The following is a 15,297-nucleotide window of genomic DNA, read 5'->3' on the forward strand; positions in this document are numbered from 1 at the left end:
CATTTTTGTACTAACTCCAGCAATTCTTTGCATTTTTTCAAATTTATTTTCCATTTTTTTTATCTTCTTCTGGCGCATTACGCAAACTAATAAATATATGCCACATTGTTTTTCAAATATATAAAAAATCTATTACAAACCCCCAAAAGAATTCCTTTCAATAGTAAAGAACAAACCAAAACCGTAACTTTGCGTTTTGCTCAAAATTTATGCTAGAAAACGATAACAACATTGAAGTATTGGGTGCGCGAGTACACAATCTAAAAAATAGAGTCGTCCGCATTCCTCGGGAGAAAGGGATCGTGATTACCGGGCTTTCGGGTTTTATAAAGATTTTTCCATAAAATCTAATTTAATGAGTTCCCAGTTTTTTGAAAGCAAACAATTGGGTTCGAAATCTAAATCCGCAGCAGTAAAATCGATTAGCATTTGTTTGATTTTTGAATAGTCGTCATTATGTGGATAGCGTTTTTGAAAGTACGAAATCATATCTCCAAGGGGTATTGTATTCAAGAAATAATGCAAATCCCAAAAGTCTTTTTTCCTTCCTCCACGTAAAACGACATCTAGTTTCATAGCGATAATTTCTCCAATACTTGCCATTCGAACAACATCAATAATAAGCTCTTCGAAAACATAATTATCGGTATAATATAAATCTAACTTTATGCAATCTTTTTCAGAATAACCAATTTTAAAATAAGTTCCAAAAGCCACAATATCTATGGGACTTGAACTATAAAAAGCATACTTATTTTTCAGGAAATTTTTGATACGATCGAAATCAATAGATCCATAATCCGCATCGGTAAACAAATCAATATCAACGGACATTCTATGACCAATTTGCAAACTTAAAGCCGTTCCGCCAACCAGTCGAAACGACGAGAAAATTTCTTCCTGCATCAAATCGATTAGAATTTCTTTAAGTAAGGGAGAAACCGTATTCCAATGCAAATTTTTCAAAATAATTATAATTGATGTTTTAATAATTTGATTTTATCCACAACTTCCTTTCCATAAAAACGGGTAATTTCTTCTTTTTCTTCTTCTGTTCCTCTTGAAAAAACGCGTTTAATTACCGCAACTTTCATAAGTTCCCAATCAATTTTATCAAAGGTTGTATCCCAAAATAAAACTTTGCTCAATTTAGAAATATCAGGTTTTTGTTGATTTTTTTTCTTGGCTTGTTTTATATCAAAATAAACTTGTAAAGTCATCAAAAAACCTTCTTCAAGTTGTAATTTTTCTTCTATTTTAAGTGATAATTCCACATTCATTCTTCGAGTACCTTTTAGAATTGCACCCAATGTTTGCGGATGTTCGCCTATGGAAATAGCAAATTGCCTTTTGTTGATGTTCTTTTTCAACAATTCTCGCTCGACGATTTTTCCTGGATGAACCCCTTTTATGATTTCAAATGTTGTTTTCATACCACAAATATAAACAAAATTGTTTACATAATAAGAAATCAAGTTTACAACAAATCCAAAATCTAAAATCAATTGTTGTAACTTTGCGTTTTGCCAAAATTTATGCTAGAAAACGATAACAACATTGAAGTATTGGGTGCGAGAGTGCACAATCTAAAAAATATAGACGTAACAATTCCAAGAGAAAAACTGGTAGTTATTACGGGACTTTCAGGCTCTGGAAAATCGTCCTTGGCTTTCGACACGATTTATGCCGAAGGACAACGCCGTTATGTAGAAACTTTTTCGGCTTATGCCCGACAATTTTTGGGTGGTTTAGAACGTCCTGATGTCGATAAAATTGATGGACTCTCTCCTGTAATTGCCATCGAACAAAAAACCACCAGCAAAAGTCCTCGTTCTACTGTTGGCACGATTACCGAGATTTATGATTTCCTGCGATTATTATATGCTCGTGCCGCCGATGCCTATAGTTATAACACGGGCGAGAAAATGGTTTCCTATGACGACGAGCAAATCAAGCAATTGATTACCCAAGATTTTGCGGGAAAACGTATCAATATTTTGGCACCAATTATTCGAGCCAGAAAAGGACATTATGCCGAATTATTCCAACAAATTGCTAAACAAGGTTTCTTGAAAGTTCGTATTAATGGCGATATAAAAGACATAACAACAGGAATGAAACTCGACCGTTATAAAACCCACGACATTGAGATAGTGATTGACAGAATGGAGATAACTTCGGACTTAAAAAGCCCCTCCTTTGGAGGGGTTGGGGAGGATAAACGCCTGAGCGAAAGCATCAAAACGGCGATGTATCACGGTGAAAATGTGTTGATGATTTTAGATCAAGATTCGAATGAAATTCGGTTTTTTAGTCGGAATTTAATGTGTCCGACAACCGGAATTTCCTATCAGAATCCAGAACCCAATTTATTTTCTTTCAACTCTCCAAAAGGAGCTTGTGATCATTGCAAAGGTTTGGGAACAGTGAACGAAATCAACATCAAAAAGATTATTCCGAATCCGAAAATTTCTATAAATAAAGGAGGTTTTGCACCATTAGGTGAATATAAAAGCAGTTGGATGTTCAAGCAATTGGAAATCATTGGCCAAAAATATGACTTCAAGTTAACAGATCCAATTTCGACTATTTCCGAAGAAGCAATGGAAATGATTTTGAATGGTGGTAAAGAAAAATTCTCAGTCGAATCCAAAGTTTTGGGTGTGACCAAAGAATACAAAATTGAGTTTGAAGGGATTTCACATTTCATCAAAAACCAACACGACGAAAGTGGTTCAACCACAATCAAACGTTGGGCAAAAGAATTTATGGACGAAGTAAAATGTCCTGTTTGTGAAGGTACACGATTGAAAAAAGAAGCTTTATTTTTCAAAATCAATGAAAAGAATATTGCCGAATTGTGTGATATGGATATTTCGGATGTAACGGCTTGGTTTTTGGATTTAAATAACCATCTTTCTGATAAACAAAAAACAATTGCAACTGAAGTTATCAAGGAAATCAAGGACAGATTAGCCTTTTTGATGAATGTAGGTTTGGATTATTTGGCTTTAAGCCGAAGTTCTAAATCACTTTCTGGTGGCGAAGCACAACGCATTCGATTGGCAACTCAAATTGGTTCGCAGTTGGTGGGCGTTTTGTATATTTTGGATGAACCAAGCATTGGTTTACACCAAAGAGACAATGACAAATTGATTCATTCTTTGGAACAATTGCGAGATATCGGAAATTCTGTAATTGTAGTCGAACACGATAAAGATATGATTTTGCGTGCCGATTACGTGATTGATATTGGACCCAAAGCGGGAAAACACGGTGGCGAAATCATCAGCAAAGGAACGCCTGCCGAAATTTTGAAAGATCACACTTTGACGGCTTCGTATTTGAACGGCGAAATGGAAATCGAGATTCCTAAAAAACGCCGAGAAGGCAATGGAAATTTTCTAAAACTGACTGGGGCGACCGGAAATAACTTAAAAAATGTTTCGGTCGAATTACCTTTGGGTAAAATGATATGCGTGACAGGCGTTTCGGGAAGTGGAAAATCAACCTTGATAAACGAAACCCTCTACCCTATTTTGAACGCTTATTATTTTAATGGTGTCAAAAAACCGCAACCCTACAAGAAAATCGAAGGCTTGGAACATATCGACAAAGTAATTGATATTGACCAAAGCCCAATTGGGAGAACGCCACGCTCGAATCCGGCGACTTATACCGAAGTTTTTACCGAAATTAGAAACCTGTTTACGATGACTTCGGAAAGTATGATTCGTGGTTATAAAGCAGGACGTTTTAGTTTTAACGTGAAAGGCGGACGTTGCGAAACCTGCGAAGGTTCAGGCGTGAGAACGATTGAAATGAACTTTTTGCCTGATGTTTATGTAGAATGCGAAACTTGCCAAGGAAAACGTTTCAACAGAGAAACTTTAGAAATTCGATACAAAGGAAAATCTATTTCAGATGTTTTGAATATGACGATTGACGAAGCTGTTCCTTTCTTCGAAAACATTCCGAAGATTTACCGAAAAGTAAAAACAATTCAAGATGTTGGTTTGGGTTATATTACTCTTGGTCAGCAAAGTACGACACTTTCTGGTGGAGAAGCGCAACGGATTAAATTGGCAACTGAATTATCGAAAAAAGATACGGGAAATACTTTTTATATCCTAGATGAACCTACGACTGGCTTGCATTTTGAGGACATTCGAGTGTTGATGGAAGTCATCAATAAACTGGTCGATAAAGGCAATACGATTTTGATTATCGAACACAATATGGACGTTATAAAACTAGCCGATTACATTATTGACATTGGTCCCGAAGGTGGAAAAGGTGGCGGTGAAGTAGTTGCTAAAGGAACTCCTGAAGAAATCATAAAAAATAAAAAAAGTTATACAGCTCAGTTTTTGAAAAAAGAGTTAGTTTAGTAAAAAAGAACTGGAGTAATTTTTTAAAAATATAAATCGAGCCTACGGCTCTTTGAAGAAACAAGATTACCAAGTTCCATAGGAACGGAACATTTTGTAGCAACGGATTAAAATCCGTTGGAAATGTGAAAAATAAAACATTTGTAACGGATTAAAATCCGTTGATAATAAATTTGAAAAAACGCGAAAATGAGATTAGAAGATTTTGATAATGATGAAGAAAAAGTAATTCAGGATAAACTGAAAAGAAAAACTTGGAACGAAATAAGGACTAATGATAGTTGGGCGATTTTTAAAATTATGTCCGAGTTTGTGAATGGTTATGAAAATATGGGACGAATTGGTCCTTGTGTCACTATTTTTGGTTCTGCAAGAAAAAAACCTGAAGATAAATATTATATTTTGGCTGAGAAAATTGCTTATAAAATCAGTAAAGCAGGTTACGGAATCATTACTGGTGGTGGTCCCGGAATTATGGAAGCTGGAAATAAAGGAGCGCATCTAGGAGGAGGAACTTCGGTAGGATTGAATATTGAATTACCTTTTGAGCAACATTTTAATCCGTATATTGACCGAGATAAAAACCTGAATTTCGATTATTTCTTTGTTAGAAAAGTGATGTTTGTAAAATATTCACAAGGATTTGTAGTTATGCCAGGAGGCTTTGGAACTTTAGACGAAATGTTTGAAGCAATTACTTTAATTCAGACAAAAAAAATTGGAAAATTCCCGATAATATTGGTTGGAACTGCGTTTTGGTCTGGATTAATTGAATGGATGAAATCAGTTTTAGTAGAGCAAGAACATACGGTAAATGCTGTGGATTTAGAAATATTTAAAATTGTAGATACTGAAGACGAAGTCGTTGATGTCTTGGATAAATTCTACAAAAAGTATGATTTAACTCCGAATTTTTAGTGACTTTGATACAATAATGTTTAATCTTTTAAAAAAAATAATTGAAGTCATTCTATAAAAATATTCTTTATATTCTAGTTTTATTCACAACGGTGAAACAATATGCCCAACATCATTCTAATATGATTGTTGCAGTAGATTCGAAAAATAAAACCTTGACTATTAAACAAGAAATTGTGTTTTTCAATCAAACGGAAGACACACTGACTTCTATTGTTTTGAATGATTGGAACAATGCTTATTCTTCAAAATCATCTCCTTTAGCCAAACGTTTTTCAGATGAGTTTTACAGAGGTTTTCATCTAGCCAAAGAAGAAGAACGCGGGAGTACAAACAATCTTATTATAGGTGATTCAGATAAAAATTTGCTTACTTTGGTAAGAACCGAAAAAAATCCAGATTATATTGAAGTAAGATTGAAAGAAAAATTAGCTCCAAACCAAAAAATCACTTTACATCTTTCTTATATTGAAAAAATTCCTAGCGATAAATTTACAAAATATGGTTATTCTGATGATGGTCGAATAAACTTAAAAAACTGGTTTATTACTCCTGCTCGACAAGAAAATCACGTTTTTATTACTCATAGTAATAATAATTTAGACGATATTGCCAATGCTGTTTCGGACTTTGACATTGAACTAAAAGCTCCTGAAAATTTACAAATAACCACCGATTTAAATAGCACTTTACAATCCAAAACAGATACTTTTTCGACTTACAAATTAACTGGTAACGACAGAACCGATTTTAGTCTTTTCTTAGAACCAAAATCCAGCTTTAGCAGTTATAAAAACAGTTCGATTGAAGTAGTAACAAACCTAAAAAGTGAGAAAGTAGATGACATTCAAAAAGCAATAATCATAGATAGAATTGCAAATTTTACCAATGACTTAATTGGTAAATATCCACACGATAAAATCACTGTTTCTCAAGTTGATTATGAGCGAAATCCTTTTTATGGACTCAATCAATTACCTTCATTTATTAGTCCGTTTTCAGATGATTTCCTTTTTGAAATAAAATTTTTGAAGACCTATTTAAACAATTATTTGAACACTAGTTTGCGATTAGATCCTAGAAAAGACAACTGGATTTATGATGGCATTCAAATATATGCTATGATGAAATATATTGAAGAACATCACCCAGAAAGCAAAATGCTAGGCGCTGCTTCTAATATGAAATTATTAAAAAGTTATAATCTAATGAATTTAGATTTTAACGAGCAATACAGCTATTTTTATATGCTTATGGCTCGAAAAAACTTAGACCAACCGCTTGGAGATTCAAAAAATTCATTGATTAAATTTAACGAGCAAATTGCCAGTAAATATCGTGCAGGATTAAGTTTAATGTATTTAGATGATTATCTTGAAAACAATTCTGTGAGCAATGGAATTGAGCAATTTTATGAGCAAAACAAGAAAAGTCAAACTACAGAAAAAGATTTTGAAAATATCCTGAAGTCAAATACAAACAAAGACATTAACTGGTTTTTTAATACCATTATACACTCTAGAGAAATAATTGATTATAAGTTTTCGAATGTTTCAAAAACTAAAGATAGCATTACCTTTTCGTTAAAAAATAAAACAGGAGTCTCCGTTCCAATTCCAGTTTATGGTATTAAAAATGATACGATAGTTTTCAAAAAATGGTTTGCCAATTCTACTAGAGATAGCCTTTATACATTAGATAGAAAAAATGCCGATAAAATTATTTTGAACTACAAAAATGAAGTTCCTGAATATAATTTGAGAAATAACTGGAAGAAATTAGAAGGTTTTTTTCCAAACAATCGTCCCATAAAATTTGTTTTTATGAAGGATTTAGAAGATCCTTATTACAACCAAGTTTTATACGCTCCCATTTTACCCTATAATGTTTATGACGGACTTTCGCCAGGTATGCGATTCCATAATAAAACCATATTAAATAAACCTTTTATTTTTGATTTGAATCCATCGTATTCCTTGAATTCGAATAAAATGATTGGTTCAGCCTCTTTTGCAATAAGTAATGATTACAGAAACGGCAATTTATTTAATGTAAGGTATTCTATCAACGCTTCTTATTTTCATTATGCCCAAGATGCAACTTATTTTAAGTTAAACCCAGCCGTTTTATTGCAAATCCGACAAGAAAATCTTCGTGATAATAGAAAACAATTTATTTATGTTCGTCAAATAATTGTTAATCGAGAGAAAAGTGCCTTTGTTGCTGACAACTCCTTACAAGATTATTCAATATTCGATGCCAAATATATCAACACAAAAACCGAAGTCACCAATCATATAAGCTTTATGGGTGATGTGCAGTTTTCCAATCAATTTGGTAAAATTTCGTCTGAAATACATTTCAGAAAACTTTTTGAAAACAATCATCAAATAGATTTACGGATGTATGCTGGTAGTTTTATATATAACACCACTAATTCTAACTTTTTTAGTTTTGCACTAGACAGACCTACCGATTATCTTTTTGATTACGGTTATTTAGGTAGATCATCGAGTACAGGTTTTGCAAGTCAAGAATTTATTTGGGCTGAAGGTGGATTCAAATCAAAGCTAAGCACTCCCTATTCTAACCAATGGATTACCACATTAAACGGAAGTTATACTATTTGGAATTGGATTGATGTTTATGGCGATATAGGTTTTGTAAAAAATAAACAGCAAAATGGAAAATTTGTTTTTGATGCAGGAATTCGAATGAGTTTATTGACAGATTATTTTGAATTGTATTTCCCATTGTATTCGAATAACGGTTGGGAAATAGCCCAAAACAATTACAACGAAAAAATTAGATTTATTGTAACACTTGACCCTAATAGATTAATCAAACTTTTTACTCGAAAATGGTTCTAATTTAATTTAAAACATTGTTTTTCATTGAATTATTTTTACTAAAATCAAAATATACATAAATTAAAAACAAAAAATTCACCTTATACTGAATATTATTTATTGAAAATAAAATTGTATTTCTTTCAATGAATTATGATAACAGTTAGTTTTTATTTAAATTTGCCCACCGAAGTTATACTTTTAAATTATGATAAAAGAAGAAATAAATCCCACATTAACATTTGAAGACTTCAAAACCGAAGTTTTAAATGACTACAAAATAGCAATAACTAGCCGTGAATGTAGTTTGCAGGGAAGAAAAGAAGTATTAACTGGAAAAGCAAAATTTGGAATTTTTGGTGACGGAAAAGAAGTTCCTCAACTTGCAATGGCAAAATTCTTCAAAAATGGAGACTTTCGTTCAGGATATTATCGTGACCAAACCTTTATGATGGCAATTGGCAAATTGACGATTCAGCAATTCTTCGCTGGTTTATATGGTCACACCGACATCAATAAAGAACCAATGTCAGCTGGAAGACAAATGGGTGGTCATTTTGTAACGCACAGTTTGAACGAAGACGGAAGTTGGAAAAATTTGACCCAACAAAAAAATTCAAGTGCCGATATTTCTCCAACAGCAGCACAAATGCCAAGATTATTGGGACTAGCGCAAGCTTCAAAAATATATAGAAATGTACCAGGAATTACCAATAAATCCAATTTTTCAATTGATGGTAATGAAATCGCTTGGGGAACCATTGGAAACGCAAGCACATCTGAAGGTGTCTTTTTTGAAACCATAAACGCAGCTGGCGTACTACAAGTACCTATCGTAATGAGCATCTGGGATGATGAATATGGAATTTCTGTTCACGCAAAATATCAAACTACCAAGGAAAGTATTTCTGAAATTTTAAAAGGTTACCAAAGAGAAGAAAACAGCAATGGAATCGAAATAGTAAAAGTAAAAGGCTGGGATTATCCAAGTTTAATTGCAACTTATGAAAAAGCTGCCAATTTAGCCCGTGAAAAACACATCCCTGTATTGATTCATGTTAACGAATTAACACAACCACAAGGACACTCCAGTTCAGGTTCACATGAAAGATATAAAGATTCTTCACGACTAGCTTGGGAAAAAGATTTTGATTGCATTCGCCAAATGAAATTGTGGATGATTGCCATCAATATTGCTTCTCCAGAAGAACTTGAAGAAATGTATGTCACCGTAAAAAAAGAAGTTTCTGAAGCAAAAAATGAAGCTTGGAATACTTTTATAAATCCAATTATCGATGAGCAAAAGGAACTTGTTGCACTGCTTGAAAAAACAGCTAACTCAAGTAAAAATAAAGACAAAATCCTGAAATATGCAGCCAATTTAAACACTATAAAAAACCCCTTAAAAAAGGAAATCATTGTTACCGCCCGTAAAGTATTACGATTAGTATTAAACGAAAACTGCAAAACCGAATTATCCAATTGGATTACAACTTATACAAACAAAACACAACAAACATTCAGTAATCACTTATTTTCTGAATCCAGTTCGAATGTATTTTCAGTAAAAAAAGTCTTGCCAGAATATCCAAAAGACGCCAAAGAAGATACCGATGGTCGAATGATAATCCGAGACAATTTTGATGCTCTTTTTACAAAATATCCTCAAGCATTAATCTTTGGTGAAGACGCAGGAAATATTGGCGATGTAAATCAAGGATTGGTAGGATTACAAGAAAAATATGGAGAGCTTCGCGTTTCTGATACCGGAATTAGAGAAGCTAGTATTATTGGACAAGGAATAGGAATGGCCTTGAGAGGTTTGCGCCCCATTGCCGAAATTCAATATTTAGATTATTTATTGTATGCCATTCAAATTCTGAGTGATGATTTAGCAACCCTGCAATATCGAACTGTTGGAAAACAAAAAGCACCCTTAATCATTAGAACTCGTGGTCACAGACTCGAAGGAATTTGGCATTCTGGTTCTCCCATGGGAATGATCATAAATGCTTTGAGAGGAATTCATATTTTGGTTCCAAGAAATATGACTAAAGCTGCTGGTTTTTATAATACTTTGTTAGAATCTGATGAGCCTGCTTTAGTTATCGAATGCCTTAATGGTTACCGTATAAAAGAAAAAATGCCATTGAATTATGGCGAATTCAAAACACCAATTGGAGAAGTTGAAACTATAAAAGAAGGAACGGACATTACACTGGTTTCCTATGGTTCTACATTACGATTAGTTGAAGAAGCAGCAAAAGAACTTATGGAAATAGGAATTGATTGTGAAGTAATTGATATACAATCCCTGCTACCATTTGACGTAAAAAAGGATATTGTAAAAAGTATTGCGAAAACCAATAGACTATTAGTAATTGACGAAGACGTTCCTGGCGGAGCATCGGCTTATATTTTGCAACAAATTTTAGAAAATCAAGATGGTTATATTCAATTGGATAGTAAACCACAAACTTTGACAGCAAAAGCCCACAGACCAGCTTATGGAACAGATGGTGATTACTTTTCGAAACCCTCTATCGAAGATATTTTTGAAAAAATATATGCTATGATGAACGAAGTAAATCCATCGAAATATCCAGTTTTGTATTAGAAAAACATTAAATCTTAAAAACCATTAAGGAATTAAGTTTCATTAAGCATAGTAAATCTTAATGAAACTTAATTCCTTAATGGTTGACTTTTTTAAAAACTGTCTTAATTTATATTGAACTCAAACTACTTCAGAATTTTTAACTTTTTCAAAGTCTTATCAATAACTTGATTTATTTCTATAGAAATTACAAATCTATAATTAAGATAAACATAGGCAAAGGTCAACAATATCGATTTTAAAATTATGGAAATTATAGGATTAAATGGAAACTCCCAAAAGTAGAACACCAAAAATAAAACAAGCGTAAGCACCACTGAATATAAAGTTTCTTTAGTAAAAGGAAACAAATCTAATTTCTTTACTACAAAAAATAATTTAGACAAACTATACATAGTAATGGATAACAAGGTAGCAAAAGCCGAACCCATAATTCCATAACTTGGAATAAAAATCATATTTAAAACTACAGTCAATGCGACTAAAGCTACGCCTAAAAACAACACCGTTCGGTAATATTTAGTATTAAATATAATAGCGTTGTTATTGCCCAAAATCAAGTCAAAATATTTAGAAATTCCAATCATAAAAACAACCGAAATTCCACTAAGGTAAAGTTCTTTCTCTGCGGGATTTTTGAGTCCTTGAATAATTATTTCATACAACATATTAATATTAACAAAAATTCCGAGCATCACATAACCACCAACAACTTGTAGATTTATTGATGTTTTTTTATATAAAACATCCATTTCATCGTGTTTTTCTTCGTGCATTAGTTTTGCCGTAATAGGATAAACAATTTGATGCATCGCACGACTGGGAACTGAAATAACCAAAGCAATATAAGTCGCTACTGAATAAAAGGCAATATTTTCGATTATTTTATATTGGTTCAACATAATTTTATCCCCATCCAACAATAAATTGGCTACACTTCCAGACAAAATAATATAGAATGTATAAGTTAAGACTTCTTTGGTGTTTTCGGGTATTTTAAATTGAAAGTTCGGTTTTTGAATACTAAACGCATAAAACATAGTTGCTAATAATGCTAATAGATATACAACAGCCGTGGCATAAATAAATCCTTCAACAGTAATCCAATCATAATAAACACCTATCAATAAAAATAATGAGGCGGAACGCAAACCAACTTCTTTTATAAAATTCCCAAAAACAGAGTGAAAATGAACCCGTAACCAAGCATAAAATATTTCGAAGTACGCCATACAAATCCCAATAAATGGAATGAGCCAAATATAAGTTTTCACAATTGCATTTTTCTTCGATAAAAAGAATAATATCTCATCATAATAAAAAATTCCTATTAATATTATTGGTATAATTAATAGTAATGGAAATAAGACCGTAAATGATAAAAAGCGAGAGCGTTCTTCATCAGTATTATATTGCGAGTAAAATTTTACTAAGGTGTTTTGCATTCCGATAGCAAAAAGTGGCATTATAACATTGGCGAAAGAAAGTATATAATTAGATAATCCATAATAAGTCGCACCAAGAAAAACAGGATACAAATAAATGGTATTAATACCTCCAATCGCAAAACCGATATAAGTTATTATGGTATTTTTAAAAGACTGATTTAATACTATTCCCATTACTTGATTTAGGATTTTAGATTTTAGATTTAGGATTAGCTATTAATTCAACCAATTTTCCTGTCAAACTCTTTCTCGAATATTGTTGTAAACCTACTGCATTCGATTGTAGTTTCCCTTCCAAGAATTGATTATAAAAGCCCAAAAGTACACTTTTTAGTTTCATCTTTTCAGAATAGTCAAAAAATACTCCAGTGTTTGTATTGGTTATGATTTCGGCAAAATCAGAACCAATAGGGCCAATGGCAATAATAGGTCTTCCGGAAACCATATATTCAAATAATTTTCCTGGAATAATACTTTTAGTATCCTCGGAATTAATTTCAATAAGCAATAGCACTTGGGATTTCCTTTGATGAGCTATCGCCTCGGAGTGGGAAACATAACCTAAATTGTTCAAATACGGATTCAATCCAAATTGAGCAATCGTTTCTATTACTTCTTGACTTACTGCTCCAATTAGTTTTATTTCTAAATGGGATTTAAAATCAGGAATTTCATTGATTAGTTCCACCAAACTTTCCCAAAGCATTTTTGGGTTTCTTTCCGAAAGAAACGAACCAATATGTGCCAAAGAAAATTTAGAATCCAATGCTTCTTTTACGACATTTTCCGTATCATAACCGTTAGTAATTACGGCAATTGGTTGGCTCGTAATCTCCTGAAATTCTTTTTTTGTGGTGTTGCTTGTCACGATAATCGTATCGGCAAAATTCAAAACTTGATGTTCTAATGATTTGTGTTTCTTAGCGGCATAATTTGACAATCGCAAGGATTTATGATAACCAATGGTTGTCCAAGGATCACGAAAATCAGCAAACCATTTTACACCCAATCTATGTTTCAATTCTAATCCAATAAGGTGTAAACTGTGTGGCGGTCCCGAAGTGATAATAGTTTCAATTCCATTTTCTAAGATATATTTCTCCAAAAAAGCAACTGATGGTTTTACCCAAAAAACCCTTGCGTCTGGAATAAAAAGATTGCCTCTAATCCAAAGAAATGCTTTGTCTAAAAAAGATTGTTTTTTCTGATTGGGTATAATTCCAGAACTAATTTTTTTGGTTTTATTCTTTGAAAGAAACGAAGCCAGTTGGTATGGTTCGAAAATATTTCCTTTAAGAATAACGGCCTTGTCTGAAACTTCGTTTACTAAATTATTATCAACAATTGGGTAGGTCGGATTTTCAGGAATATAAACGATAGGTTGAAAACCAAAATCGGGTAAATATTTTACGAATTTTAACCACCGCTGAACACCTGGTCCTCCAGCTGGCGGCCAATAATAAGTAATGATGAGAAGTTTATTTTGATTATGTTTCACTTACTCTAATTGAATTTTCTGTAACATCAGATGCACGTTGAAAGTATTCGTAATTCTTTTTCCATTCACTTGACTTCTCAATCAACTCAAATAATTTTTTTAACCTTTCCTCAAAGATTTTTTGATTTGGTTCTTTATTGTGTTTGTTGTCTAAATTATTTTTCATCACTAATTCCTTTCTTCCTTTCAAAATAAATTCCACCAATCAATAATAAGAACATTCCAATAGAACTAATAAGTGTAATTGTGCTTCCAGTTTGAATCACTTTTGGCTCAAATTTAAATTCTATGGTATGTTTTCCTTTTGGTATATCCAATCCTCTTAAAGTATAATCAACCCTATAAATAGTGGTTTCTTTTCCATCTATTGTTGCTATCCAACCATTTTTATAATAAACTTCTGAGAAGACCGCGAAGCCATCATTTGAATTATTAGAAGTATATTTTAGATGATTTGGTTTATACAAATCAAGTTGAATTGTTGCCAAACTGTCAGGGGAAAAATTATTTTTTATCCCTCGAGATGCAATAGAATTAGAACCTCTAACATCAGCTGGACCTATAAGAACAACATTTTTAGAATCCAAATGAGTCAATGCTTTCATCTCTTCATCTGCATAATTCACAGATTTTATTTGACTTACGAACCAAGCATTCCCATTAGCATTTGGATTTTGGACAGGGAACGAATTGCCTGTCGAGTCTGTTTGAATGATGTATTTCACGTTCAACATATTCAAAACTTCAATATTGTTTTTAGCAATTTGGTAATCGAATAATTGTTGCATTCTTCGAGGTTTCACGGCGCTGTAACCTCCAATAGATTTATGAAAATAAGATGTTCTGGCACTTGATAAATTACCAGAAACTTCAAAAACTCGGTAGTGAGTCGTGTCTCTTAAAATTTGCGCATCAGCAGGTGTTTCCTGAAAAGGAACTTCTACTTCTCTTCCGCTAACAAAATCTTTGGCAGAAACATATTTCTTATCCACAAAAAACAAATCAAAAATCATCAACAATCCAACCAAAATTATCGTTGTGTTTTGAGCCAATTTGTTTTTAACAAACAACCACAATACTCCAGCAACAAGCAAAATAAAGAACCCTGAACGCAACAAATCAGCTGAATAAAGTGTCATTCTATCTGATTTTAACGCGTCTACAAAACCAGGTCCGTAACTTTCTCTGTAATAACTATCGTTTGCTCCTGCAAAACTGAAACTACCCTTCAATAAAAATAATGTCAATAGTATTCCAAAACCAACTGCAGCAGTTTGCCACAAAGCTTTAAATTTTTCTTCTTTTTCTAAATTAAAAAAGGATTGCAATCCCATAATTGCCAAAACCGGGAAGCATAATTCCAGAATAACTTGTATCGAAGAAACGGCTCTAAACTTGTTATACATTGGAACAGTATCAATAAAAAAGTCTGTCAATGCAGGAAAGTTTTTTCCCCAAGAAAGCATTAATGCTGCAATAGCTCCTGATAGAAATGCATATTTAATTTTCCGTTTATCAGTAAATAATGCCAAAATCCCCAAAAAGAAAACGACAATACCAATGTAGGCCGGAGCAG

General features: G+C 32.8%; 10 protein-coding genes. 4 read left to right on the forward strand and 6 right to left on the reverse strand.

Annotated features, from left to right (window positions below):
- Positions 1 to 324: 324 nt before the first annotated feature.
- The gene (locus PHC28_RS06885; protein WP_300097623.1) at positions 325 to 966 is read right to left on the reverse strand and encodes a nucleotidyl transferase AbiEii/AbiGii toxin family protein; all 642 of its coding nucleotides are present in this window, start codon (positions 964 to 966) and stop codon (positions 325 to 327) included.
- A 5-nt stretch (positions 967 to 971) separates the two neighbouring features.
- Entirely contained in the window at positions 972 to 1,433 is a 462-nt protein-coding gene (locus tag PHC28_RS06890) for a plasmid maintenance system antidote protein (RefSeq protein WP_300097624.1), read from the reverse strand.
- Between the two features lie 102 nt (positions 1,434 to 1,535).
- On the opposite strand from PHC28_RS06890, the gene uvrA reads away from it, so the two are divergent.
- The 4 genes from uvrA (at position 1,536) to PHC28_RS06910 (ending at position 10,775) form a co-directional block, all read left to right on the forward strand.
- The gene (gene uvrA / locus PHC28_RS06895; protein WP_300097625.1) at positions 1,536 to 4,391 is read left to right on the forward strand and encodes an excinuclease ABC subunit UvrA; all 2,856 of its coding nucleotides are present in this window, start codon (positions 1,536 to 1,538) and stop codon (positions 4,389 to 4,391) included.
- Positions 4,392 to 4,580: 189 nt separating this feature from the next.
- Complete coding sequence (locus PHC28_RS06900; RefSeq protein WP_300097626.1) at positions 4,581 to 5,309, forward strand: TIGR00730 family Rossman fold protein; 729 nt, start codon at positions 4,581 to 4,583, stop codon at positions 5,307 to 5,309.
- A 41-nt stretch (positions 5,310 to 5,350) separates the two neighbouring features.
- Positions 5,351 to 8,179 (forward strand): aminopeptidase, encoded by a 2,829-nt coding sequence (locus PHC28_RS06905; protein ID WP_367278001.1) that lies wholly within the window; start codon positions 5,351 to 5,353, stop codon positions 8,177 to 8,179.
- Between the two features lie 187 nt (positions 8,180 to 8,366).
- Positions 8,367 to 10,775, forward strand: a complete 2,409-nt coding sequence (locus PHC28_RS06910; protein WP_300097627.1) for a thiamine pyrophosphate-dependent enzyme — start codon at positions 8,367 to 8,369, stop codon at positions 10,773 to 10,775.
- A 125-nt stretch (positions 10,776 to 10,900) separates the two neighbouring features.
- On the opposite strand, the gene PHC28_RS06915 is transcribed toward PHC28_RS06910, so the two are convergent.
- The 4 genes from PHC28_RS06915 to PHC28_RS06930 all read right to left on the reverse strand — a co-directional run.
- Entirely contained in the window at positions 10,901 to 12,397 is a 1,497-nt protein-coding gene (locus tag PHC28_RS06915; protein ID WP_300097628.1) for an oligosaccharide flippase family protein, read from the reverse strand.
- Between the two features lie 16 nt (positions 12,398 to 12,413).
- Positions 12,414 to 13,721, reverse strand: coding sequence for a glycosyltransferase family 4 protein (locus PHC28_RS06920; RefSeq protein ID WP_300097629.1), 1,308 nt, complete (start codon positions 13,719 to 13,721; stop codon positions 12,414 to 12,416).
- Positions 13,711 to 13,887 (reverse strand): hypothetical protein, encoded by a 177-nt coding sequence (locus PHC28_RS06925; RefSeq protein ID WP_300097630.1) that lies wholly within the window; start codon positions 13,885 to 13,887, stop codon positions 13,711 to 13,713. Before PHC28_RS06925 ends, PHC28_RS06920 begins: the two co-directional genes overlap by 11 nt.
- Positions 13,877 to 15,297 (reverse strand): YfhO family protein (locus PHC28_RS06930; protein WP_300097631.1); only part of this gene is annotated, 1,421 nt, incomplete at its 5' end. The genes PHC28_RS06930 and PHC28_RS06925, both read right to left, overlap by 11 nt.

It is taken from the genome of Flavobacterium sp., assembly GCF_028712645.1.
GTDB lineage: Bacteria > Bacteroidota > Bacteroidia > Flavobacteriales > Flavobacteriaceae > Flavobacterium.